The following is a 22,215-nucleotide window of genomic DNA, read 5'->3' on the forward strand; positions in this document are numbered from 1 at the left end:
AGGTTCTTGATTTGAGTCGGATTTGGCAATCAAAAACGTTTCGATTTCTGATTGCAGAGAGACTTCTTACTTCTAGTCTGGATTGGTAGTGAAACAGATTTCTTTTTTCTGGAATCCAGTTCTTACGTGTGCTCTCCTTTTTTTTGCCACGTCATTTTTCTCTTGGATTTATCTTCATTCCAAAAGGTTCGCAATCTCGGACGTCTCGAATGAAAGAAGTATGCACGTCGGAACTACGAAAAAATCGGGAGGTATTTGGATTTTACTTCCCATTTTTTGTCTATCGATCGTTTGGTTCAGTGTTTTTGAAATTCCGGATCGTAAAATTTTTCTATTTTTTACGGGTTTATTTTTCTTTTTTTTAATCGGTCTTGCAGACGATCTTTTTTCATTGAGTGCTGGGATTCGTCTCGTTTTGGAAATTTTTTTCCTAATCGTTTTCTTTTATCTGGAACCGGTTCGATTTTCTTTTCTAAGTTTAAGTATAGAAAACATTCCAGGTCTTTCCACCTTGATTTTGATCGTTTACGTCTTGTTTGTCGTTAACGTTTGTAATTTCATGGATGGTCTGGATGCATATCTTTCTTCTCATTTTCTTCTTGCCATTTTAGCGTTTTCATTTTTATTTCATTCCCAACTTCCTTTATTTTATTCTTGGATCTGCGCGGGCGTTTTCGGTTTTTTAAGCTTTAACTTGCCCAAGGCAAAACTTTTTTTAGGCGATTCCGGTTCTCTTCCTCTTGGTTATACAATTTCTGTTCTTCCTTTGTTTTTTATAGACGACAAACTTTGGGGTTCGTTTGAAATTTCTTCCTCGTTCTTTTTGTTGCCGGTGTTTTTCGTGGACGGTGTGGTTACGATTTTTTTACGGCTCAAAAACGGTGAAAATATTTTCCAAGCTCATCGTAGACATCTTTATCAGCTAATCGCCGTTAGTTCTAAAAGCAAAGGTTTAGTTTCGTTTCTTTTTACGATCGCCAATCTTCCAGCTATGATCCTATTTGCGTTTCATCGTAACCTAGAAATTCCCGGCAGTATTATTTTTTGGATCTGTTTAGTATTTTATGTAGGCGCGTATTTTTTATTGTTTCGTAAATTTAGAACGCCTATGTCGAACGACCTAAAACGCGATCCGTAGAGAGCGTTTTACTGAGTTTCAAACGCGATCCGTAGAGAGCCATAACCAACCCCACAAATTGAATAAGATTTTAGAATCAAAATTGAACTCAGCAAAACGCTTTTTGCGAAAGCGTTTTAGGCTCAAAAACGCACATGATTCAAGTGTTCCGACAAGAATGAGTCTTTTTACTTGCAAAAAGCATGTTTCTCTGATAGAGAAAAGTCTTCCAAGCCTTTCCACCTCCCACCTGAATTGCGACCCATGGAAAGCAATTCATTGAGTTACCACCCAAAATCTAGGGTGGGATGTAAGTTTTACAGAGGATTTGTCGTAATTCCGACAGATCTATATTGAAATCTAAATACTTGTGGGGTTGGTTATGATAGAGAGCGTTTGCTGAGTTCAGGGAGTGAGACGCTTTCAATTCACAAAAATGTAGGAACTCTTACAGAAAAGCTAATAAATCCTAATTTCAAATATTACTTTTTTAATACGAGTTCGTGGAGAAATCCTAGGTCAATTTTTTCGTAAAAAGATAAATGTGGGAACTCTCACAAATCGTGGATTTATCAGTTAAACTTTGAGAATTGTGGGAACTACTATACTACTGGGATACAAAAAGAATCATCGTCCAATCTGATTTTTGCACAAAACCGCTGTTTTGCGATCATCAATATTTAAATTTGTTTTAACGTGAATTCGACATAAGAAAGCAAGAAAGAATTTTCTAAAAGTATGAGTTCCTACAATTTTAAAATTTGTTCGTAAAATCGTGATTTGTGGTAGTTCCCACACTTGAACACGACAGATTCAATCTTTATAAACTTCTATTCTTTAAATTGTGGTAGTTCCCACAGCATTTTACAGGCAAACCTAAATTTTGCAGTAGTTCCCACATTTAAGAAAACGATCTGTAAAATTCGGATTCCAACTTTTTTAGAATCATGGGTTCCTTACATCGAATTCACGTTTTTTTAAGATCTTCCTTCGATTGGATTTATCTTTATATAATACTGGATTTTTATTCTCGGAAAGTAGTAAGTTGGTCAATTTCAAATTCTAATGATTCTAAGTTAGTGTAAATTCAGTATAACAATGCGAAAGGGATCGATGAATGAACTAAAGCACAACACTTCCTATGAGGCGCGTTGGAAACTCAGCACAAGTTATTGGTATTTTATAAAAACTGAATCTGATTCTGAAATCTCACAATAACTTGACCAGAGCTAAAGAGCCCGGTCCAGCCTTTGTTTGCAAAGGCTGGATTCGCCCCCATTTTATTATTACGTAGAACAGTCGTTAAGTGAATAGCAACTGTTCTTTCTAAATCGATTATTGCAGAAATCCTCTTAAAGATTTAGTTTTTCATTCAAACAGAGAATCCAATTATGGCCCGAACGAAGCTCGAAAATATTTGCTCAGCAACAAAATTTGAAAGAGCATGCAGAAAGGAAAATTTTAGGACAACGCAATCGCCAGGCCCTTCTTTGGTTCTCTGAAAAGAGAAATGGAATATAATTACTTTTATAGATTTCAAGAAGCGGAAGAAATACTTTTTGATCAATAAAGTTGTTGAAAAATTAATTCTTCATCTGTTTGTATTGGATTGAATGGACAATTGAAGCAATTTTACGAATTTTCACTATGGAATTTTTCAACAACTCTATTATAATAAACAGAAAGTTCATTCATCATTAGGTTTTGTGAATACTATTCGCGATCAATAGTGAAACATCAATGAATTGAAAAAGTAAAAGTTATATTAAGATTTAGTTAAGAAAAAGCGTTCAGACAACTTAAAATTTTCTTAATTAAATTCTAAAGAATGTCAGTTTTTATTTTGGTTATTAATCATAACTATATAATAGAGTACCTAATATTTTGCGTGGAATCAGTGTTTTGTGATAAAATTAACGGTACTCAATTTTATAGAGATTAGTAAAATAAATTTTCAAGAAGTGTAATATCAAGTTCTAACGATTACACTTTATTTTATTATTCTGAGTAGGATAAGTGATAGTAAACCAGAATACTTCCTCCTCGATTTTCTTTTTCGTTTTTAGAATGAAAATATTTTTTAAACTATGACGTTTAACAAAAGAGATTTTATTTCAAAGCAAAGATAACATAAAACGATTTAGAAACGTTGTGTCAGAACCAGCATTTGCATGAGTAAATTATTACTTACTTGATTGTTTTTACCGTCCATTCAAGTTAAAACACAGTCAAGAAGGCTCCCATAGTTCAATCTTGTTGCCTTCGGCATCCATGATATGGACAAATTTTCCATAGTCGTAACTCGTAATACTGTCAAGTATGATTACTCCGTTTTGTTTAAGTTTCTCCACAAACCCTTCAATATTTTGAACTCGGTAGTTAATCATAAAATCTTTTTTGGATGGAGAAAAATATTCAGACCCCTTTTTGAAAAGACTCCATTGAAGATAGTTTATCTCGTCTGGTTTGTTGACGTCTCTGGATTCGAAAGTCGAACCCCATTCATTGGTTTCAAGTCCTAAATTTTTGGCATACCATTCTTTGGTTTCCTGCGGATTGTCGGAAAAAAAGAAAATACCGCCAATTCCTGTCACCTTTGGTGTTGTGTCAATAGGTGAAGTTGAATTCTCTGCTTGATCGTTTGGGTCTTCCATATAGCCTACCTTTTAGTTGTCGAATAACAGCTTGCAAGAAGTTATTACAAGCGAAATTATTTTCAATCATCATGAAATTGGTACACAAAAACGACTATCTCATGTTAGACGAAAGTTTCTGCCTGATTAAAATAAAATCGTCTTTTTACGCTTAAAGTGGTTTTGTTAAACTAGATAAACTAATTTTTTGCTTTCTATTTTTATCCAAGGAATTAGCTTCATATAATTCTTTTGAATGTATCTTAGAATCTAAAGGCTCTAATTTACAAAATTCTCCATCCATTACCAATTTTTCCGGGAATTTAGGCACATTCCAATTTTGAATTTTTATTCCGATAGCTTGGTTGTTTGAATTTAATTTATATTAAATCATTTTTTAAGTTTCTTAGATCGAAAAATTGATGCCTTCCTTAAATTTGCAGAAACGTCCGCTTAACTTAACGACTACGGTTTTACGAAAGTGGGAAACCCCAGTTATGTGCGTTGTTTATACTTTTTTAATAATTCATCTTTATAACAACTTATGTTATACCCGTGAATCATAATAAAATCTAATTGTCGGCTTTCGGGTAAAGCATTCTTGTAAGCTTCAATATCATCTATATACTTTAATTCTAATTTTATAAATTGGTTTTTATCATTAGCTTTTTTAAAACTCTTCTCCAAATCATAAAGATTTTCGAGTTTTTTAATTAAATCATCGATTCGTTCTTTTGATAAACCGGATTTTTCCATAATTAATTTTATTACTCCTGACTTTGTTGATTTTGGAGTAATACTTATTAACTTATCTTTTGATATGAGTGGCAATGATATGTCTCGATCTATTTCCATATAACCTGCTATCATCCATAAAAATATGGAACCTGGTCCAATTGCTAAAGGTCCGTTAATTTTACCATCAATAACTTGACAAAGAACCTCTCCACTCGTATCTTTAAAAGCGGGATGAAACACAAAATTTCCATCACCGCCACTTATAGGTGATTGTATGTTATATAAATCATAATCTTCATCCTTCCATTTGGTTCCCTCAAGATTTTTGACGTTAATTCTATTATCAAAAGCAATTTGTCCGCCGAATAAATTTTCTCCTTTCCAGATACCCATAGTTGCATGTTCAGAGAATATTCTTTTAACTGATTCAGGCCATTGTTCTATTTCTTTTTTATCCGCAGGTTCGGTAAGTTCAATTGAAACATCATTAACAAGTTTTACTTTAATATTTTCATCCAAATATTCGATACCTTCGATTTTAGAAAAAATTCTCTGAAACAAATCCAAACTGGATGGTGTATCCAATAAAAGCTCTCTGAAATGTTCGATAATCTTTTCATTATCCTGAGTCCATTCTTCATTCACTCTATTTAATTTTATAATATTCTAATATAATTCTAAATTAATAATAAAATATTTTTCTCATTTCGTTTTTTTAAACTCCAACAGTACCTGTTTTGACTTCTCCGGCTCGTTTATAATTAGCAATAATCACTCCACTTGGTGTAACAGAACCCTCTATTAATGTAAATGCCGCCGGGACGGTCCCGTCACCAAACAAACGTTTGCCCGTATCAAGCGTAACGGGAAATATTTTAAGCCATAACTCATCCACTAAATCATTCTTAAGCAACAATTGAATAAGCTCTCCACTTCCCCAAACTTGAATGTCGGAACCTTCTGAATTTTTGAGTTTTTCAATATCCGCCAAACTTTCGAGGAATACTGAGTTTTTCCAATGTGACTTTTTCATGGTCTTGGACATGACATATTTTGTGCCATCATTAATGCCAGGCCAAAAGTCTGCATGTTCAGGCCAATAAGAGGCGAAAATCTCAAATGTTTTTCTGCCCAAAAGATAATCTGCAGGTTTCATCTGTTTTTCCATGACCTTACCAGAAACTTCGTCATGATACGGTGCAGTCCAACCGCCATATTTAAAACCGCCTGATGTATCTTCCTCAGGTCCACCGGGTGCTTGCATAACCCCATCTAATGTAATAAATGATGAAACAATTATTTTTCTCATATTCTCTCGCTCCTCTAATAAATTTATAAAAGTTTTGAATAAAGGTCAATTCATAACAAAATAAAAATGATTTCGCATCATCACTTCATAAAAAAAGAAAGATAAGACAGGCATGATTCAAAAACAAACAACAATATCTTTCTCCATTAGGCAACCTTACTCAGATCTATAGTTCGATCTAAAAAGACCGTGGCGAATCCGACCTTTAGCTCTGGTCAATAAATTGCATACAGGAAACATTATATAACAATCATCTTAAGTTATAATATAGAACGCGATCTGTCGAACGACCTAAAATGCTTTCGTAAAAAGCGTTTTGCTGAGTTCAGGGAGTGAGACGCTTTAGTTTAAGAGAGCGTTTTGCTTTAGTTACTTCGCATCGATCCATTTCGCGCTTATTAGCGTTAATAAAATACCTAGTTTTTTTACACTGAGATAGTGTTTGTAATAAAAATTTACAGTACACAATTTTGTAAGAATAATAGTACATTTCGTTCAATATAATTGCCAATAAACCTAAAATCCCGGCTACTACATCAGTTCGAGGTTCTAAAGCGTGTCTAAACTTGCAAAAGAATTAACGCAAAGATTTGCGTGCCCCTAAGCCGAGAGAATGTGTCAAAGACCAGACTAAAAACGCATTAGTAATTCTGAATGGAAATTTTTTCTTGTGGGGAATGTCGCTTTAGCCGGCTGCGGCTTTAAGAGCGGCGATGTCAATTTTCTGCATCTTCAACATCGCTTGTGTTGCACGTTCGGCTTTCGCACGATCTTTATGAAATACAAGTTGTAATAGAATCTTAGGCGTTACCTGCCACCACAAACCGTATTTATCCTGAACCCAACCACACATAGCCTCTTTGCCACCGTCTGCGAGAAGGGCGTTCCAATAATAATCCACCTCTTTTTGCGTTTCTACACTGATCATAAATGAAACGCCCCAGTTAAACTGAAAATCAGGTCCACCATTATAGGAAAAAAACTTTTGACCATTCAAAATGAAATCAGCCTGCATCGAGTTCGCACTAAGAATTTTGGATTTCTTAAAGATCGATACATAAAAATTCGCCGCTTCTTCGGGGTTCGCATTAAACATGAGAAAAGGTGTTATGCTATGCGACGGAGCGCCCCTAAATTTAATTTTCGTTCCATCAGCTTTCTGTTTCAGCGGACTGTTTTTTTTCTTTGATTTTATCATGTTTTTCTCCTTTTTTTAGAGCGATTTGATCGCCTATATTACAAATTTTATGAAAATAGTCATTTCAAATTTTTCGTCAGATAGACGTCCTCTGCACAAACATTTCATGGCTTAGACTTGTTCAGATAGTTGCATTGATGAACTTTACAAATTGATTTATGATTAGACAAATAAATTTCGTAGATCGCTTATATGATTGATAACATTGTTGAATGGACTTAATAAAAAGTATTCATCTTTTCTTCTATTAAACAGGAAACTCTAAATGATCCATAGCATAACAAAAATGTTCGCCTAACAAAAGAGTTTTCAGTGTTTTCTGTCCGAAGCGTTTAGGTGCGGCGGGACTTGAGCGAGCCTTTGGCGAACGTCTTGCAAGTCGAAATACAAAGCAAATGTGATTTTAGTCTGTAGTAAAGAATTATATTAGAAATTTAGAATAAAGCAAGAAGATGAAGTTAGTTGTAGCAGTCCATTTATTAAAATACTAATAACTTAATATTATCTAAAACTTCTTTCAAAGAAACTTTACTTATCGATTCAATAAACTCTGCTTCACGAATAGTCCAATCTAAACTTTTCACTTGATCAGATAGAATTACGCCATTGATTTTTTTTGATTTAAAGAATACTTCAAATGGGTAACCTTTAACCTTGCTAGTGATTGGACAAAATATTGCTAACCCAGTTTTCGAATTATATACTTTAGGCGATAAAACAAGTGCGGGCCTACGACCTTTTTGTTCATGACCTGCTTGAGGAGTAAAGTTCAACCAAACTATATCTCCTTTTCCAGGAGTGTATTTTCTACTCTTTACCAAACTTCCTTACCTATCGAGTCACCGCTAGATATTTCAGAATGAAGATTTTGTTTCGTAATCTTAGAAAGTTTTTCTTCTAATGAAACTTTTTTCGTAGGATATATTACAATTTTATCCCCTTCATATTGTAATTCAACGTGGCTTCCGTCATTTAACTCTAATTCCGTTGCCATTGATTTTGGAATTCTAATTCCTAAACTATTACCCCATTTTTGAATAATTGATTCCATAAATTTTATATATATACATTGTATATACTTTTGAAAAATTGTCACTAATTTTTTAAAATCAAATTTGATATGAATTTCTTTCGTTAAAATTTATAAAATAAATCCTTCACTTTCTCTATAAATTTCCGGGCTACTGCAACTAACGAAAAAATTTGCAGTCCGAAGCGTTTAGGTGCGGCGGGACTTGAGCGAGCCTTTGGCGAACGTCTTGCAAGTCGAAATACAAAGCAAATGTGATTTTAGTCTGTAGTAGAGTTGTTGAAAAATGAATTCTCCATCTGTTTCTATTTCATGGAAACGAGCAATTGAAATAGTTTTGTTAAACGCCACTATGGAATTTTGCAACAACTCTACTACAGAAAATACATTAGAAATTTCGAATAAATTAAGAAAACAAAGTTATACGAAATTGCAGAATTTCACGGCACAGACGTCACTAAATTAAGCTTTGTTTTCTTCTTTAATACTTATCTGGAGTAATAATGTTAAAATTCTTAATCTTCTGAAGACTCAATAAATCTTTGTCTCCAGTAATCTACTTTTACCACAAAGGCAGATTCTAAAATATGGTAATCATCTCTATCTCTTAATTCCAAATAATCCTGAATAGGTTTATTCTTAATGAGCGTTGTAACATTTCTAATTTCGGATAATACATTATCATCGAGTTTGAATTTTGTTTTAGAAAGAGTAGATTCTATTTCATCTAATATTTCTCTCGAAATATATCCTGTAAAAAATTCATCAATTAAATCTTGGAAAACAAATCTAGGTTTTCCTTTAAATAAAATAGCAGAGATGTAAATATTAGTATCTAATAATGCCTTCAACATTAAGAAGCGTTTCTTTTAGTTCTAACGGATTTAATTTCATTAAAAACGTCCTTTTCGGAAATATCACTTCGACCAATAGTTTTTGAAGTGAAATCAAAAATAACCTGCCATTTAATTTTTTTCTCAATATATGCAAAAGATAATACAATAAAAATAATATGTAAAATTAAAAAGCTTGATTGGGAGTTTCATCAGGCGCGATGCCAACCCACAATGTCTTCATTTTTAAAGCAGGGTAATATATATTTCGTTTTAAGTATAAAGAGAATGATAAATATGATATATGATTTTTTAAATTATAAATGACATATTAGAGTTGTTGAAAAATTAATTCTCCATCCGCTTCTATTTCATGGAAACGATCGATTGAAGCAGTTTTGCTAATCTCCACTACAGAATTTTTCAACAACTCTATTATATAAAATATTTTCTATAAATCATCAATTACTTATTTCATTATCTCGATTCTAAAGAAATCAACTGAAAATCGATTATTATAAAATTATCGAATACGGCGATTGAAAATTCTCGCTAATAATTCCGCTCTTTCTTTAGTATTCAACTTTTTAGCTTCTTCTCTGCTTTTGAGCTCGTCAAAAACGGATGTAACATTTAGAATCACGTTAGTTTTACTCAATACAATTTTATTACAGTATTCTTCTGGATCTAAAATCTGAAACAATTTAAGCATAGGGATAGAAGAAATACGATTCAGCAAAGGAAGATGACTATCACCTTCTATGATATGTTCCCTAATTTCAAACGCGTCATAATGTAAAATTGCTACGGCCCAGAGCAAAGAAGAAATCATAATACCAAAAGCAGAATTAGAAGCTAAAAAATATCCGTGTAATGGAAGAATATAAACAAATATTAAAGAAACAAAAAGTGCAATGATAATGCCGGAAAAAAATAGAAATGATCTTACTCGATCATCTCCACGCTTCTGAAAAATTAAAATTAAAACCTGAATTGAAGAAATTAATACGTAAAAACTACAATATCCTATCAAAAGATGATAAATCCAAGTTGGAGTATAAGCAAATATTTCTGGTTTTGTAAGATGTACAACATTACAATTTAAAATAGAAATCATAAGATAAACGAGAACAACTATATTAACAATTGATTTCCAACTCATTTCTTTAAGTTTCTTATGTGGAGTAAACAAATAGGATACAAGAGAATGTAGAAAATACGGCGTAAAGATAACAGGTATCAATGTCCAATTAACTAAAATAGATCGGTATTCAGTAGGAGCGTAAACTCTCAGCCCTAAACAAAAAAGCCAAACAGCAAGTGAAATTGTAAGTAAGAAAAAAGAATTTCGAACCGGTTTATTGGAAGCAAAAATCCAAACATAACAACCGAGAGAAAAAACAAATAATCCAATTCCCGTTTCGATCAAGTTGACAAATCTTCAACAAAAATGTGTTCGTTATTCTTTTTTTGAGGCAACTTTCTGTAAAGACTCTTTTCCGATTTCTATTACTTCAAACCAAGGTATTTCACCTTTTAAATACAAACCAGGAAAGTACATAGGACCAGGGTATTTGACAGATAACATCGCACCTTCTCTCAGATAAATTCTTTCAATACCTGATAACTTTGGATTGTACATTCCATAAATTGTATCGTATCCTTTTTTTACACAATGATCAGCAACAGCTATAAAATTAGCCTTTGCCGCTTTGGCTCCTTTTACATTTTGAGTAAAGGCGACACTATTCCAATCGGCCACATTTTCTTCAATGACCGCATATCGTTTCGGTGGGAACTGCTCGTCTTTGAATAAAGCAACTTCCAAAGGAATAAAATTGCACGGTTTTTTTTCAGTAATTCTCATTGCTGAAAAGATCTGTCCATCCTCTTCCACATAAAACCAAGTCGACCAGAGATCATAATGATCTATATTTTTCCAAGGTGAATTGGAATAACCAGCGTCTTCATATATTTTAGAAACAAAAGATTTTATTTTGCTCAGTTCTTCTTGCTCGTTTAATCCGATGAGTTTTTTGACTTCAATTTGTTCTAATAAATATGACATAACATAGATTATGTCTCATTATTTAAAAACTCAATAATTATTCTAGAATTTACGTAAGACTTAAAATAAAAAACTTTTTTAAGAATTCAATTTTTCAACCGTTACTTGAATGACTGCGAGATCTCGATCAGATAAACGAAGAAGATTTTCGATTAGAATTTTCATTCCCTTTCGATTATAAATCTTATGCAGAAAATCAATGTCCTCCTTCTCTCCAATGTTTGCAGGAAAGAACAACATTTCTCCCTCTTCATAAATGAGCCATTTTGAAGAAATCCCAAAAATATACTCAAAAAGCAAAGCCATTGATTCTGTAAGAGTATTTTCGCCATTTCGCAAACGAGTAATTGTTCCAGGTGTAACAGCTAATTTTTGAGCTATCTGATTTTGATTGAAACCTCTTATTTCTTTCAGAAATTTTAAGGCAATATTGATTCGATTTCGGATTTCTATTTCACTCATTTTATTGCATTAATCAATTTTTTATTTGACAAATTGTATAATTCAACATACAATCCCACCAATCAACTCATTATAAACAAAGGATATTGTAATGTTTTATTCGAAAAATCAGACAATTAAATTTAGAATTAAATCCAAGTCCATTAGAAAGAAGGCTATTTTTTATAATAGAATATTTAGTTCTTTATTTTCTCTTAGATCCCATTTCCAAAGCCAATTTTCAAAATCTTTACCTACTAACTTTTTCAAATCTTTTGAAAAATTACGATTCCTCAACTTTAAGTTTTGAATTCATTACAACTTTCAAATAGTCAACTAATTGCTTTCTTACTCTATTAAAAATAATTTTAATCAACGACTATATAAGTAAAAAAACATGGTAATCAACTATTTTAAAATAAAACCCTTAGACATCACAGAATCAGAGTTAGACGAATACGAAAAATACATAGGTATACCTTTACACAAAGAAGACAGAGAAGCAATTTTAAAATCCACTGGTTTCCGTAAGGCAATAGCAATTAAAAATAAATTAAGACTCGATTATTTCGATTTAGAAAGTCATGAAGAGAATCTAATGAGATAAAACTACTTGAACTTGAATTCGGTATTACGCGAAAGGGATCGATACGATAAAACTTAAACAGAACGCTTTTTACGGGCGCGTTCTAAAGTGAAATATTGTATTACGTTTCCTGTATGCAATTTATTGACCAGAGCTAAAGAGCCCGGTCCGGCTGCCCGAGGCAAGCCGGATTCGCTCTGATTTTATTACGTCGTATTCATGTTACTTTAGAGTTTTCTTTTTCATAGATTTGTATGAACACTATCAGAATTGAGAATTATAAAAATACTCTAGAATTAGGGATTTTTTATTTTCATGCAGCCGGTGTTATTTTTGGGTTTGTCTTAGGATTTTCGAAACTTTTTTCGAGTGATTTTTTTAATAAATCCTACGGTTCTGTTTTACAATCCGCCGCGTTTTTTCTAATTTTAAATAACGGTATTCTAATCGATCAAGGAACCTTACGAAATGATAGTAGGATTTTATTCGGTTCTTACTATGGCTTGGTTCTTTATTCCAGTTTGGCTGTATTTGTCTGTTTCAAATATTTATTAGAACCTTTTAATAATCCCTGGATTTATTGTAAAAGACTTTTAGGGATCATTCCAATTACGATTTTATTTTCTTATTTTATTCCCGATCTTTACTTTATATATTTCATAGACATTCTAGGATTTGCGATTTCTATTTTTACTTTTATCTGGTCTTTAAGAAAAGTTTTAAAATCCAATAAACCTATTTTATATTTTAACCTTCCCTTTCTATCTTTCCTTATTTCTATTTGTTTTGTTTTTGATTTTTTAGGTACAATTTATGATAAGAAGGATTTCTTTCTTTTTGCAGAAATTATTCCGGGTTCCGTAATTTGTTATACAATTCTTTTAGAACGTTTTTTCACTTCTTTATTTGGTAAGATTACTGTTACGATTCCGGAAATCAAAGAAATTCAGTTAGAGACCATTACAATCCCAGAACCCAAAGAAACAAAAAAATTTAAATATCCATCTAGAAATTTGTTAGAGGGGATCGATTTTGAAAAAGTTCAAACTAAACTGAATCATTTTTTAGATTCTAAAGGTTTTATTGACGAAGAAATTAGACTTCCTGATTTTGCCTCTGGTTTAGGGATTTCCACTCATCAAGCTTCTTACTATTTAAATAAGTTTCTTAATATGAGTTATAATGATTTCTTGAATTATCATAGAATCAACGAAGTAATCAATACGATTAGTACTCGATCTAATTTCAATTTATTTAATATTGCACTTGAATGTGGTTTCAATTCTCATTATTCATTTCACAGAGCCTGCATTAAGTTTACCGGTAAATCTCCACGCGATCTTAAAATTTATATTCAATCTTACGAAGGTTCAAGTCTTACAATTCTACAAAAACCAAAAAGATAATCAAATTCTTAAAGCGTTTAAGAAAAGAATTAGAAAAAGATTATTAGAATTTAAAATTTGATCTTATTAAAAAAGAAAATTCGGAATCAATTTTAACTTTAAACAAACAGAAATTTATAAAAGAACGTTTAAATTGAATGACTTTTTATTTTTATTTAGAAACTTATCTTTCAATTTAAATAAATTTCAGTCCGGATAACCTTTATGAACTTCCGCATAACGTTGATTCACTTACAAAAAATAACAATTGGCCTTTTATTTCTCATTAATCTTTTTTGCAAGATTCAAACGGAAAAAGTAGAACCAAAAACTTACATGGATTTAACAAAAGCGATCCAAAATCCTTTAGATGTTCGAGTTTTGGATTTGAATGGTCAAAAACTCACGATTCTTCCAAAAGAAATTGGACAATTAAAGAATTTGTATGATTTGAATTTGGATGAAAATCCACTCGGAGCTTTTCCAAAAGTAATCGGACAACTACAGAATTTGCGAGCGTTGTATTTGAATAATAATCAACTCACGACTCTTTCTAAGGAAATTGGACAACTACAAAATTTACGAACGTTGTATTTGAATAATAATCAACTCACAACTCTTCCAAAAGTAATCGGACAACTACAGAATTTGCGAACGTTGTATTTGTTTAATAATCAACTCACAACTCTTCCTAAAGAAATCGGACAACTACAGAATTTGCGAGCGTTGTATTTGAATAATAATCAACTCACAACGGTTTCTAAAGAAATCGGTAAATTGAAGAATTTAGAATGGTTGGAATTGAGTTATAACCAACTTACAGCACTTCCTGAAGAAATCGAGCAACTACAGAATTTGCAAGAGTTGGATCTGTATAATAATAAGTTCACAATTCTTCCACAAGAAATAGGACAACTGAAGAATTTGAAAAAGTTGAATTTAAATGCTAACCAACTCACGACTCTTCCTAACGAAATAGGACAACTGAAGAATTTGCGAGAGTTGAGTTTGAGTAATAACCAACTTACAACACTTCCTAAGGAAATCGAGCAACTACAGAATTTGCAATGGTTGGATTTAAACAACAACCAACTCTCATCCGAAGAAAAAGAAAGGATTCGAAAACTACTTCCAAAATGCCAAATTTACTTTGAATAATATTTCTTTTTCATAGGTATCCCCTATCCGTAATTCGGATAAGGTGGATTTCTTATCTTGTTTCTACTAGGCTTGTATTTTTATATCATTCGGAGTCGTGGTTATGTTTCCGAAAGAAAGTGTGCTAAAATCACAAGCGGGCCCGATCGGTTGATGAACTCCAATTTACTTGATTCTGTGAATTTTGATTGAAGTCGATTATCTTTCTTATACGTGCTTGTTGGATAACAAGCATTTGTATCAGGTATTACTACAATTCGTAAACTTCCTGAATCTATATTCGTTACATTGGATGTAAATAACGTGAGTTTCGCATAACGCGAAAGGATCGATGCGGGGCAATAAATTGAAACTATAGATAATTGTTGTATAATGTTGGTAAGCCGGATTCGCCCAGATTTTCTTGTACCAAATTCAGTTTTTTTACAATCAAATTGAAAATTTTGATCTTATATTACTCGTTAATTCAATTACTGTTAAAATCTTCGTTCTTTTAGAAAAGAACGAAAGAAAACCCCACTCTTTCTACAAAAGTGGGGAAAATCCCTCAAGGATTACAAGGCTTAGAAACGACACTACTTCCGCTTAGATGCACAATGGCATACTGATTGTAGTTTTCAAGATCCGCCGTCACACTTCCATCTGGAAATGTAGCGATCGTAAGGGGGATATGATCCCAGAAATTGTTTAAAGCATAGAAATGAAACCCTTGAGAAACGTCTACTTCCAAGTCATACATTATATTGCAGGAAAGGGTATTCCTTCCCTTACTTCCACGGCTTCCACCTCCCAAATCAAGAAGGCCATTAAAAGTGGAAATGCCGATCCAATTTTGAGCGATCAGATTGTCTTCCACTAGGCTATTCGAATTTGAATCCGCTTCATGCAATCCGTGAGAATTGGAAGTAATGAAATTACCGGAAATGACATGTCCCCCTCCGATCCCGTTGGAAGGATGAATACTAACTCCTGTTCCTCTTACTGCAGTCACCGTATTATTCTTGACCGTAATTCCTGTATTTTTCAAATAAATTCCCGCATTAACAGTAGAAGAGTCGTAAAATCTAGGGTTGTTGATTTTAAACCCTGCGATTTGACTACCAGATTCCGGGACCACGGTAGGAAGATAAATAGTCGGCGGAAAACTTCCAACTCCAGAAATCAAAGTCGGCCCTATCTTAGGTGAGGTTCCCGGCGGTCCTGCATAAAGGGAGGAAGAACCCCCTGCTAAACCTTTCCCGTTACTGTCCCCATATAGATTAACGCCTTCGGGAATATAAATCGGAAAAACTTCTCCAAGAGAAGCGTCATACGTACCTGGTGCAACCGCAATTACTTTGATACCGCTCGCCGTGGCAACTAAAGTGGCCTTAGTAATCGTTTTAAACGGAGCAGATTGTGTACCAGCATTGGAATCGCTTCCGGAAATAGAATCCACGTAAAGTACAGGAATGATAATGACCGACTCCGATGATTTCGGATCCGCCACAATCTTTAACAACTGTTCATTGACAATTCCGGAAAGCAACTGGGAAGAACGTTCATTTCCTCCATTTTCGTTGCCACATCCGCTGAATAGCAATAAAACTACCAACCAAATACTAAAAAATTGTTTCATTTAAATTCTCCTGATTTCAAAGATTCGTATTTTAAAGCAAATCGAAACTTTGTGAGTATATAACAATAACAGATCACTTTTTACTTCGAAAAAATTAAAATTAACTCTAATATAAGTCAAATATGTACCATTGAAACATTCAAAATGGATTTGAGAAGAATCGAAAAATTTAGTATTCAACCTTTTTTAAGGTTTTTATCAATACATGAACATCCAAGTGCCTTCCATCTACTTTCCGAATCATAAAGTATGTTTTTAGAGGTCCCTTTAGATACGCCCACTCACGCTTCGTACAAATTCGAGACAAACAACAATCGTAATCTCTTCAAAATATACAAATTCATTCAAAAAGAGCTACATTACTAATTTTTTCTTACGGAAGAAATTGAGGCTGAATAAGTAAAATAGAGTTGTTGAAAAATTTCATAGTTCAATTAACAAAACCGATTCAATCGACCGTTTTCCATGAAATAGAAATAGATGGAGAATTTATTTTTCAACAACTCTAATAGAAATCGGAAGTTCTTTTGATTTTAAATTAACGTGAGTTAGGCGTAAGGTGGAAAAAAGAAACCGAAAATTTCGTTAAGCCTGAGTGAGATAACAACAATAGTAGTTTATTTTCATCTTTCTCATTATGAGAATTTAAAAATTATTATTTGTAATAGTTAGAACTTGATCTTAACACTCTATTTGAATTCATTACAAAAATTGTAAGTTGTCTAGATACTTATTCTTAGCTAATTTTTTCGTGCCAAGGAATCTTTGTATTGGAGTTTTGCCAAAACAATACTTGTTCCGATGGGCTCGTCTGTTTTGTTTTTTTATCAATTATAAGTACCGTTTGACGTGCTTGAAAGTAAATGTTATCTAAAAACCGATCTTAGTTAACGAATAACTTCTCCAAACTCAATCCCAAAGAACTTATCATCAATTTCGATTTTCAAAATAAAATCTGCATTAAATATGTCTTTTGAAATCTGGGGTATTAATTTCGCATTCGTAGAATTCGCTTTTGTTATTCCATAATCAATATTTTTTCAAGCTCTTGTTTTGCTTTCTTAACTTCAATCCAAAATGGTATTGTACATAATCCAATACTAAAAGTAAGCATGCCAAAGAAAATAAGAAGTTCTCGGAGAAAATCACTTAAATTATTCATAAGTGCGATGGTTGAAACTATAAACTCTAATAGTAGACCTGAAAACCAAATAAACATAAAAACAATTACGAATGGATGTAAGTGCATCTTTATATCAATTATAATTGAATTTGCTTCGGATCTAATATTACCTTTAATTTTTGGTAGAAATGAATTTTGATATGAAATTATTCTACATATATCAAATGTATCGTTATATATATTTCCATGAAATATTTTAGTTCCACTTCCAAATAGCTCATTTGGTTCTGTATTAGCCTTTAATTTTGAAATAGCTTCTTCCACTGTGAGATTGGATTTAAGGCTATATTTTTCATACGGAATTATTTTCATCTTTCGCTCTGATAGTATAATCTAAATCACATTTTTCGCATAAACTACCGTTAGGGTAATCACATCGAATTCCATTATAATTCTGTCTATCCATTTATAAAATATCAATATACTGTTAATCTTAGGATCTAATAACGATAGACTACCCTTTCCGCCAAAGCAAGAAAATTAAGTGGCAAAACAGTTATTCCAGGAAACAGAAACACAAGGCCTTTTTTGTATTGCGGCTTTTACAACTTCCTATACACGACTAAATATGTTTCATAAATAAACATATTCATTTTTTGGAAATTAAGAATTAATATATTTCCTGATTTTATTACTGCTGCATTAGATCTTACTGTTCACAGGGTTTGTAGAATATCTAAATGAATACAAAAATATGAGTTTTACTGATTTTTTAAATTATCATCGAATCATAGAAGTTATTAATTATATGAAGAAAACAACCGATTTTAATTTATTCAATATTGCACTTGAATGTGGTTTTAATTCTGCTTCTTCATTTCATAGCGCTTGTGTTAAGTTTACAGGTACCCCCACGCAATCTTAAAATTTATATTCAATCAAACAAAGGTTCAAGTTTTACGATTCTACAAAAACCAAAAAGATAATCAAATTCTTAAAGAGTTTAAGAAAGGAATTAGAAAAAGATTATTAGAATTTAAAATTCAATCTTATTAAAAAAGAAAATCTGGAATCAATTTTAACTTTAAACAAATAGAAATTTATAAAAGAACGTTTAAATTGAATGACTTTTTATTTTTATTTAGAAGCTTATCTTTCAATTAAATAAAACCCCAATCTGGATAACCTTTATGAACTTCCGCATAACGCTGATTCTCTTACAAAAAATAACAATAGGACTTCTAATTCTCCTTAATTCTTCTTGCGAGAACGTAGAACCAGAAATCTATACGGATTTAACAAAAGCGCTCAAAAGTCCTTTAGATGTTCGAGTTTTGAATTTGAGTGAACAAAAACTCAAGACTCTTCCTAAGGAAATTGGACAATTACAAAATTTGCAAACGTTGGATTTAAGGAATAACCTACTCACAACACTTCCTAAGGAAATCGAAAGACTACAGAATTTGCAAACGTTGAATTTGATTAATAGTCAACTCATGACTCTTCCTAAGGAAATCGGACAACTACAAAATTTACAACAGTTGGAATTGGATTATAACCGACTTTATACTCTTCCCAAGGAAATCGGGAGATTGAAGAAATTACGAACGTTAAGTTTGTGGGGTAACCGACTTAAAACACTCCCTAACGAAATCGGACAACTGAAGAATTTACAACGGTTGCATTTGAGTTATAACCAACTTAAAACACTTCCAAATGAAATTGAACAACTACAAAATTTGCAAGAGTTGGATTTAAGGAATAACCTGCTCACAACACTTCCTAAGGGAATTGGTCAATTGAAGAACTTGCAAAAATTGGATTTAAGGAACAATGAACTCTTTTCCGAAGAAAAAGGAAGGATTCGAAAACTTCTTCCAAAGTGCCAAATCTATTTTCACCATATACTATATGGCATTTTTTTAATCTATCCGTAATTCGGATAAGTTGGATTTCTTATCTTGTTTCTATTGGGCTTGTATTTTTATATCATAAGGGATAGAACGTTCTGATTTAAACTGAAATACTTTTGACTCTTTAAATCGAAGAGAATTCAATTTCTTTTGAGATTGATTTTAATTGACGAACGTAGATTCAACTTCTATAAAAGCGAACTAAAACTAACTCTGATTAAAAGCAATTAATTCTGAAAAAAGAACGATGAATTCAACACAAACTGATTTACGAAAAATATTCCTCTTCTCTTTAATTTTCTTTTGTTCCTTTACTTTTGTGCAAGCAAAAGAACCAGGAACCTATACAGATTTAACAAAAGCGCTCCAAAATTATTTGGATGTTAGAGTTTTAAATTTGAGTGAACAAAAACTCAAAATTCTTCCTAAAGAAATTGAACAACTGAAGAATTTACAAGATTTAATTTTGAGTCAACAAAAACTCACAACTCTTCCTAAAGAAGTCGGGCAACTACAGAATCTTCAAACGTTGCATTTAAGTGATAACAAACTTAAAACTCTTCCTAAAGAAATCGGACAATTAAAGAATTTATACGAGTTGAATTTATATGCTAACCAACTTACAACTCTTCCTAAAGAAATTAGGCAACTCCAGAATTTGAGAGTGTTGGGGTTGAGTCATAACCAACTCAAGATTCTTCCAAAGGAAATCAGTCAACTTCAAAATTTGGAAGAGTTGTATTTGAGTGAAAACCAACTCGTAACGCTTCCTAAGGAAATCAATCAACTTCAGAATTTGAGAGTGTTGGGGTTGAGTAATAACCAACTCAAGATTTCTTCCTAAGGAAATTGGGCAATTAGAGAATTTGCAAACGTTGGATTTATATGCTAACCAACTCAAAGCTCTTCCAAATGAAATAGGACAACTGAAGAATTTGCAAACGTTGGATTTGAGTAAAAATATACTCACAATTCTTCCTAAAGAAATAGGACAACTGAAGAATTTGCGAGAGTTATATTTGAGTAGTAATCAACTCAAAACTCTTCCTAAGGAAATTGGACAATTAGAGAATTTGCAAACGTTGCATTTAAGTGATAACCAACTCACAACCCTTCCAAATGAAATCGGACAATTAAAGAATTTATACGAGTTGTATTTGGGTAAAAATCTACTCACAACTCTTCCTAAAGAAGTCGGACAATTGAAGAATTTAAAAATGTTGGATTTGGGTTATAACCAATTTAAAATAATTCCTAACGAAATCGAACAACTACAAAATTTGCGAACTTTGAGATTGAGAAATAACCAATTCACAGCCCTTCCTAAGGAAATTAGGCAATTACAGAATTTACAAGTGTTGTTTTTGAATAATAACCAACTCAAAACTCTTCCAAATGAAATTGAAAAACTTCAAAATTTGCAAGTATTGGATTTAAATGATAACCAACTCAAAACTCTTCCTAAGGGAATTGGTCAATTGAAGAACTTGCAAAAATTGGATTTAAGGAACAATGAACTCTCTTCCGAAGAAAAAGAAAGGATTCGAAAGCTTCTTCCAAAGTGCCAAATTTACTTTGAATAATATTTCTTTTTTCAAGAGATAGAACGTTCTGATTTAAACTGAAATACTTTTGACTCTTTAAATCGAAGAGAATTCAATTTCTTTTGAGATTGATTTTAATTGACGAACGTAGATTCAACTTCTATAAAAGCGAACTAAAATAACTCTGATTAAAAGCAATTAATTCTGAAAAAAGAACGATGAATTCAGCACAAACCAATTTACGAAAAGTATTTCTCTTTTCTTTGTTTCTTTTTTGTTCCTTTACTTTTGTGCAAGCAGAAGAAGGAAAATCAAAAGCTTATACAGATTTAACAAAAGCACTCAAAAATCCTTTAGATGTTCGAGTTTTAGATTTGAATGAGCAAAAACTCAAGACTCTTCCTAAGGAAATTGGACAACTACAGAATTTACAAGTGTTGGAATTGAATAATAACCAACTCGCAACTCTTCCTAAAGAAATTGGACAACTACAAAATTTGCAAGAGTTACATTTGAGTGGTAATCAACTCACAACATTTCCTAAGGAAATCGGACAACTAAAGAATCTTCAAACGTTGGTTTTGAGTAAAAATCGACTTACAACTCTTCCTAAAGAAATTGGACAATTGAAGAATTTGCGAGAGTTGTATTTGAATACTAACCAATTCACAGCCTTTCCTAAGGAAATAGGACAACTAAAGAATCTACAACAGTTGAATTTATATGCTAACCAACTCAAAACTCTTCCAAATGAAATAGGACAACTACAGAATTTGCGAGAGTTGCATTTGAGTTATAACCAACTTAAAACACTTTCTGCTGAAATCGGACAACTACAAAATTTGCAAGTGTTGGATTTAAATGATAACCAACTCAAAACTCTCCCGAAGGAAATCGGACAACTAAAGAATTTACAAATGTTGGATTTGAATAATAACCAATTTAAAACAGTTCCTGAAGAAATCGGACAACTAAAGAATTTACAAGTGTTGGATTTGGGTTATAACCAATTTAAAACAGTTCCTGAAGAAATCGGACAACTAAAGAATTTACAAATGTTGTTTTTGAATAATAACCAATTTAAAACAGTTCCTGAAGAAACCGGACAACTAAAGAATTTACAAATGTTGAGTTTAAATGCTAACCAACTCACAACACTTCCAAATGAAATCAGACAATTGAAGAATTTGCGAGAGTTGCATTTGAGTTATAACCAACTTAAAACACTTTCTGCTGAAATCGGACAACTGAAGAACTTGAAAAAGTTGAGTTTGAGAGATAACCAACTCAAAACTCTACCGAAGGAAATCGGACAACTACAGAATTTGCAAGAGTTGAATTTAAACAACAATCAACTCTCATCCGAAAAAAAAGAAAGGATTAGAAAACTTCTTCCGAAGTGCCAAATTTACTTTGAAGAATAATATCCCTTTTTCATAGGATAGAACGTCCTGATTTAAATCGAAGAGAGTTAGATTCTCTTTAAGATTTTAAATGATGAACATAGATTCAACTTCTATA

At 32.3% G+C, this 22,215-nt stretch carries 18 protein-coding genes and 7 pseudogenes; 10 read left to right on the forward strand and 15 right to left on the reverse strand.

The window, feature by feature from the left end:
* Positions 1–88: 88 nt before the first annotated feature.
* Positions 89–1,138, forward strand: a complete 1,050-nt coding sequence (locus tag LEP1GSC049_RS224075; protein WP_004758452.1) for an MraY family glycosyltransferase — start codon at positions 89–91, stop codon at positions 1,136–1,138.
* A gap of 1,289 nt (positions 1,139–2,427) precedes the next feature.
* A pseudogene (locus tag LEP1GSC049_RS2000000228615) lies at positions 2,428–2,681 on the forward strand (IS3 family transposase); the annotation flags it as partial.
* 664 nt (positions 2,682–3,345) lie between these two features.
* Here LEP1GSC049_RS2000000228615 and LEP1GSC049_RS224070 read toward each other — a convergent pair.
* The 12 genes and pseudogenes from LEP1GSC049_RS224070 to LEP1GSC049_RS224030 all read right to left on the reverse strand — a co-directional run bounded on the left by LEP1GSC049_RS224070 (position 3,346) and on the right by LEP1GSC049_RS224030 (position 11,388).
* On the reverse strand, positions 3,346–3,771 hold the full coding sequence (locus LEP1GSC049_RS224070) for a VOC family protein (RefSeq protein ID WP_016560340.1): 426 nt from the start codon (positions 3,769–3,771) through the stop codon (positions 3,346–3,348).
* Between the two features lie 151 nt (positions 3,772–3,922).
* Complete coding sequence (locus tag LEP1GSC049_RS224065) at positions 3,923–4,054, reverse strand: hypothetical protein (protein WP_004754764.1); 132 nt, start codon at positions 4,052–4,054, stop codon at positions 3,923–3,925.
* A 191-nt stretch (positions 4,055–4,245) separates the two neighbouring features.
* Positions 4,246–5,133, reverse strand: coding sequence for a hypothetical protein (locus LEP1GSC049_RS224060; RefSeq protein ID WP_016560316.1), 888 nt, complete (start codon positions 5,131–5,133; stop codon positions 4,246–4,248).
* A 70-nt stretch (positions 5,134–5,203) separates the two neighbouring features.
* A complete protein-coding gene (locus LEP1GSC049_RS224055) occupies positions 5,204–5,797 on the reverse strand; it encodes a dihydrofolate reductase family protein (RefSeq protein ID WP_016560347.1) in 594 nt (197 codons plus the stop codon).
* Positions 5,798–6,482: 685 nt separating this feature from the next.
* Complete coding sequence (locus LEP1GSC049_RS224050; protein ID WP_004762466.1) at positions 6,483–6,995, reverse strand: VOC family protein; 513 nt, start codon at positions 6,993–6,995, stop codon at positions 6,483–6,485.
* 479 nt (positions 6,996–7,474) lie between these two features.
* Positions 7,475–7,816 carry an endoribonuclease MazF gene (mazF, locus tag LEP1GSC049_RS0204460; RefSeq protein WP_016748153.1) on the reverse strand — a complete coding sequence of 114 codons (342 nt, stop codon included), beginning with the start codon at positions 7,814–7,816 and terminating at the stop codon, positions 7,475–7,477.
* Positions 7,810–8,046 carry an AbrB/MazE/SpoVT family DNA-binding domain-containing protein gene (locus LEP1GSC049_RS0204465; protein ID WP_004778016.1) on the reverse strand — a complete coding sequence of 79 codons (237 nt, stop codon included), beginning with the start codon at positions 8,044–8,046 and terminating at the stop codon, positions 7,810–7,812. Before LEP1GSC049_RS0204465 ends, mazF begins: the two co-directional genes overlap by 7 nt.
* Positions 8,047–8,506: 460 nt before the next feature.
* Positions 8,507–8,879 (reverse strand): annotated as a pseudogene (locus LEP1GSC049_RS224045) (putative toxin-antitoxin system toxin component, PIN family).
* Positions 8,879–9,013 (reverse strand): annotated as a pseudogene (locus LEP1GSC049_RS2000000225275) (CopG family transcriptional regulator); the annotation flags it as partial. The pseudogenes LEP1GSC049_RS224045 and LEP1GSC049_RS2000000225275, both read right to left, overlap by 1 nt.
* Positions 9,014–9,381: 368 nt before the next feature.
* Positions 9,382–10,287: an LIC10906 family membrane protein gene (locus LEP1GSC049_RS224040; protein WP_004758433.1), complete on the reverse strand. Its 906-nt coding sequence runs from the start codon at positions 10,285–10,287 to the stop codon at positions 9,382–9,384.
* A gap of 30 nt (positions 10,288–10,317) precedes the next feature.
* Complete coding sequence (locus LEP1GSC049_RS224035; RefSeq protein ID WP_004755036.1) at positions 10,318–10,926, reverse strand: LBL_2463 family protein; 609 nt, start codon at positions 10,924–10,926, stop codon at positions 10,318–10,320.
* A gap of 78 nt (positions 10,927–11,004) precedes the next feature.
* Positions 11,005–11,388 carry a transcriptional regulator gene (locus tag LEP1GSC049_RS224030; protein WP_004755080.1) on the reverse strand — a complete coding sequence of 128 codons (384 nt, stop codon included), beginning with the start codon at positions 11,386–11,388 and terminating at the stop codon, positions 11,005–11,007.
* 376 nt (positions 11,389–11,764) lie between these two features.
* Here LEP1GSC049_RS224030 and LEP1GSC049_RS224025 point away from each other — a divergent pair, with 376 nt between their 5' ends.
* The 3 genes from LEP1GSC049_RS224025 (at position 11,765) to LEP1GSC049_RS224015 (ending at position 14,496) form a co-directional block, all read left to right on the forward strand.
* On the forward strand, positions 11,765–11,974 hold the full coding sequence (locus LEP1GSC049_RS224025) for an LIMLP_19325 family protein (protein ID WP_004754355.1): 210 nt from the start codon (positions 11,765–11,767) through the stop codon (positions 11,972–11,974).
* Positions 11,975–12,207: 233 nt separating this feature from the next.
* Positions 12,208–13,359, forward strand: a complete 1,152-nt coding sequence (locus tag LEP1GSC049_RS224020) for a helix-turn-helix domain-containing protein (protein WP_016560346.1) — start codon at positions 12,208–12,210, stop codon at positions 13,357–13,359.
* A 204-nt stretch (positions 13,360–13,563) separates the two neighbouring features.
* On the forward strand, positions 13,564–14,496 hold the full coding sequence (locus tag LEP1GSC049_RS224015) for a leucine-rich repeat domain-containing protein (RefSeq protein WP_016560315.1): 933 nt from the start codon (positions 13,564–13,566) through the stop codon (positions 14,494–14,496).
* A 66-nt stretch (positions 14,497–14,562) separates the two neighbouring features.
* Here LEP1GSC049_RS224015 and LEP1GSC049_RS2000000228135 read toward each other — a convergent pair.
* Positions 14,563–14,798, reverse strand: a pseudogene (locus LEP1GSC049_RS2000000228135) (hypothetical protein); the annotation flags it as partial.
* 245 nt (positions 14,799–15,043) lie between these two features.
* Positions 15,044–16,114: an LIC10774 family surface protein gene (locus LEP1GSC049_RS224010; protein WP_004755048.1), complete on the reverse strand. Its 1,071-nt coding sequence runs from the start codon at positions 16,112–16,114 to the stop codon at positions 15,044–15,046.
* A 559-nt stretch (positions 16,115–16,673) separates the two neighbouring features.
* On the opposite strand from LEP1GSC049_RS224010, the pseudogene LEP1GSC049_RS2000000228620 reads away from it, so the two are divergent.
* Positions 16,674–16,776: pseudogene (locus LEP1GSC049_RS2000000228620) on the forward strand (IS982 family transposase); the annotation flags it as partial.
* A 356-nt stretch (positions 16,777–17,132) separates the two neighbouring features.
* On the opposite strand, the gene LEP1GSC049_RS0204480 reads toward LEP1GSC049_RS2000000228620, so the two are convergent.
* A complete protein-coding gene (locus tag LEP1GSC049_RS0204480; RefSeq protein WP_016748157.1) occupies positions 17,133–17,609 on the reverse strand; it encodes a hypothetical protein in 477 nt (158 codons plus the stop codon).
* A 361-nt stretch (positions 17,610–17,970) separates the two neighbouring features.
* Between LEP1GSC049_RS0204480 and LEP1GSC049_RS2000000225290 the strand changes: the two are divergent.
* The 4 genes and pseudogenes from LEP1GSC049_RS2000000225290 to LEP1GSC049_RS224000 all read left to right on the forward strand — a co-directional run.
* Positions 17,971–18,223, forward strand: a pseudogene (locus tag LEP1GSC049_RS2000000225290) (helix-turn-helix domain-containing protein); the annotation flags it as partial.
* Positions 18,224–18,427: 204 nt separating this feature from the next.
* Positions 18,428–19,174: a leucine-rich repeat domain-containing protein gene (locus tag LEP1GSC049_RS224005; protein ID WP_016560320.1), complete on the forward strand. Its 747-nt coding sequence runs from the start codon at positions 18,428–18,430 to the stop codon at positions 19,172–19,174.
* Positions 19,175–19,397: 223 nt separating this feature from the next.
* Positions 19,398–20,733: pseudogene (locus tag LEP1GSC049_RS2000000227235) on the forward strand (leucine-rich repeat domain-containing protein).
* 179 nt (positions 20,734–20,912) lie between these two features.
* Entirely contained in the window at positions 20,913–22,118 is a 1,206-nt protein-coding gene (locus LEP1GSC049_RS224000) for a leucine-rich repeat domain-containing protein (RefSeq protein ID WP_004759185.1), read from the forward strand.
* Positions 22,119–22,215 lie beyond the last annotated feature (97 nt).

It is taken from the genome of Leptospira kirschneri serovar Cynopteri str. 3522 CT, from assembly GCF_000243695.2.
In the GTDB taxonomy this organism is placed as follows: domain Bacteria; phylum Spirochaetota; class Leptospiria; order Leptospirales; family Leptospiraceae; genus Leptospira; species Leptospira kirschneri.

Coding starts and splice junctions, on each gene's coding strand:
- LEP1GSC049_RS224070 (WP_016560340.1), bottom strand. CDS start 3,771: ATGGAAGACCCAAACGATCAAGCAGAGAATTCAACTTCACCTATTGAC.
- LEP1GSC049_RS224065 (WP_004754764.1), bottom strand. CDS start 4,054: ATGGATGGAGAATTTTGTAAATTAGAGCCTTTAGATTCTAAGATACAT.
- LEP1GSC049_RS224055 (WP_016560347.1), bottom strand. CDS start 5,797: ATGAGAAAAATAATTGTTTCATCATTTATTACATTAGATGGGGTTATG.
- LEP1GSC049_RS224050 (WP_004762466.1), bottom strand. CDS start 6,995: ATGATAAAATCAAAGAAAAAAAACAGTCCGCTGAAACAGAAAGCTGAT.
- LEP1GSC049_RS0204465 (WP_004778016.1), bottom strand. CDS start 8,046: ATGGAATCAATTATTCAAAAATGGGGTAATAGTTTAGGAATTAGAATT.
- LEP1GSC049_RS224035 (WP_004755036.1), bottom strand. CDS start 10,926: ATGTCATATTTATTAGAACAAATTGAAGTCAAAAAACTCATCGGATTA.
- LEP1GSC049_RS224030 (WP_004755080.1), bottom strand. CDS start 11,388: ATGAGTGAAATAGAAATCCGAAATCGAATCAATATTGCCTTAAAATTT.
- LEP1GSC049_RS224025 (WP_004754355.1), top strand. CDS start 11,765: ATGGTAATCAACTATTTTAAAATAAAACCCTTAGACATCACAGAATCA.
- LEP1GSC049_RS224020 (WP_016560346.1), top strand. CDS start 12,208: ATGAACACTATCAGAATTGAGAATTATAAAAATACTCTAGAATTAGGG.
- LEP1GSC049_RS224015 (WP_016560315.1), top strand. CDS start 13,564: ATGAACTTCCGCATAACGTTGATTCACTTACAAAAAATAACAATTGGC.
- LEP1GSC049_RS224010 (WP_004755048.1), bottom strand. CDS start 16,114: ATGAAACAATTTTTTAGTATTTGGTTGGTAGTTTTATTGCTATTCAGC.
- LEP1GSC049_RS0204480 (WP_016748157.1), bottom strand. CDS start 17,609: ATGAAAATAATTCCGTATGAAAAATATAGCCTTAAATCCAATCTCACA.
- LEP1GSC049_RS224005 (WP_016560320.1), top strand. CDS start 18,428: ATGAACTTCCGCATAACGCTGATTCTCTTACAAAAAATAACAATAGGA.
- LEP1GSC049_RS224000 (WP_004759185.1), top strand. CDS start 20,913: ATGAATTCAGCACAAACCAATTTACGAAAAGTATTTCTCTTTTCTTTG.